Source organism: Streptomyces sp. UNOC14_S4, from assembly GCF_020740835.1.
GTDB lineage: Bacteria > Actinomycetota > Actinomycetes > Streptomycetales > Streptomycetaceae > Streptomyces.
This window is the reverse complement of record NZ_JAINFC010000875.1, coordinates 1-1,679: the sequence shown is the minus strand read 5'-3', so window position 1 is coordinate 1,679 and position 1,679 is coordinate 1. Positions and strand designations below refer to the sequence as shown.

1 protein-coding gene is annotated in these 1,679 nt (G+C 68.3%); it reads left to right on the top strand.

The features are described from left to right. Nucleotides 1-123 precede the first annotated feature (123 nt). Nucleotides 124-1,521, top strand: coding sequence for an IS1380 family transposase (locus K6I34_RS36650; protein ID WP_229332340.1), 1,398 nt, complete (start codon nucleotides 124-126; stop codon nucleotides 1,519-1,521). The last annotated feature ends 158 nt before the right edge of the window (nucleotides 1,522-1,679 follow it).

The window sequence follows — 1,679 nt, the reverse complement described above, 5'->3', positions numbered from 1 at the left end:
AGCCTTGATCCACCGAGCGATGACCGGTCCAGGGCCTGGACATGAAGACGCGGATGCCCCTTGAACTGGGACGATGGGACTTCCTACGGTTCCATATCCACAGATCGAGAGAACATCCGCGAGATGCAATCTTCCCATGCCGCTTCGGTGGTTTCCGCCGCGTTCGACGAGTCGAACCTGGTGGCGGACGCGGGTCTGGTGCCGGTGGTCCGGCTGGCGGAGAGGGCCCGGCTGCCGGAACTAGCCGCTGTGGCCCTACGGATCGAGGGGGCGGGCAACAGCGGCGGGGCCCACCCGGCGGCGAAGGTGATGTCGTTGATCGCGGCGATGTGTGCCGGTGCGGACAGCATCGACGACACTGACCGGCTGCGGCACGGTGCCATGCCGGCCTGCTTCGACGGCACCCGCGCCCCGTCGACACTGGGCACGTTCCTGCGCTCGTTCACCCACGGGCATGCCCTGCAACTGCACGCGGTGCACCGTAAGTTCCTGGCCGCACTGACGGGGCACACCCCGCTGCTGCCCGGAGCCGACCGGGTAGCTTTCATCGACATCGACTCCACCCACAAGCGGGTGTTCGGCCGCGCCAAGCAGGGCGCGCAGATCGGCCGGTTCAAAGGCGTGCGCACCCTGCACCCCCTGCTGGCCACCATCTGCAGCCCGGTCGCCCGGCCGGTCATCGCCGCCGTGCGGCTGCGGCAGGGCAAGTCCGCCGATTCCCGTGGCGCCGAACGGTTTGCCACCGAGGCCCTGGCCACCTCAGCCGAGGCCGGCTGCACCGGGATCCGCGTCCTGCGCGCGGACTCGCAGTTCTACAACGCCGGCGTTGTGGCCGCCTGTCACCGGGCCGGAGCCCACTTCTCGATCACCTGCGGCATGAACCCCTCCATCAAGCAGGCGATCGCCACCATCGACGAGGCCGCCTGGCGGCAGATCCGCTACCCGACCGCAGTGGCCGACCCGGACACCGGCGAACTGATCTTTGACGCCGAGGTTGCCGAGATCCCTGCCTACACGGCCTTCACCTCACGGGCGAAGGCTGAGCAGGTCACTGCCCGCCTGATCGTGCGCCGCGTCCGTGACCTGGCCAAAACCGCTGGAGAAGGCGCCCAGGGTGAGCTGTTCCCCGTCTGGCGTTACCACCCGTTCTTCACCGACAGCCCCTTCGAGACCCTCCAGGCCGAGCGGCAGCACCGTCACCACGCGGTCATCGAGCAAGTCATCGCCGACGGCAAAGCCGGGCCCCTCGCCCACCTGCCATCAGGAAAGTTCAACGCCAATGCCGCCTGGCTGACCCTGTGGGCGATGAGCTACAACCTGCTGCGGGCAGCGGGCGCCCTGGCCTCGGTCTTCCACGCCAAAGCCACCACCGCCACCATCCGCGCTCACCTCGTCCATGTCCCCGCCCGCATCGCGCGCTCGGCCCGCCGTCTCACCCTTCACCTGCCCCGGCAATGGCCCTGGCAGGACGTCTGGCTGCACCTCTTCGAAACCGTGCACGCCCCACCCGAACCAGCCTGACCTCGTCCACTCGCCCAACCGGGCCCAACCGGAACCGAATTCGTGGAAAAGCTGGGCAGACCAGCGAGTACGGCACGTCCAGACAACAGCCGCAGACCCACGATCAGCCGGACCGCGATCAGACCGACGCGACGGAATCAGTTCGGTGGATCAAGGCT

What these genes read in the sequence shown, in the direction of transcription:
- K6I34_RS36650 (WP_229332340.1), top strand. Translation starts at nt 124, where the DNA reads ATGCAATCTTCCCATGCCGCTTCGGTGGTTTCCGCCGCGTTCGACGAG.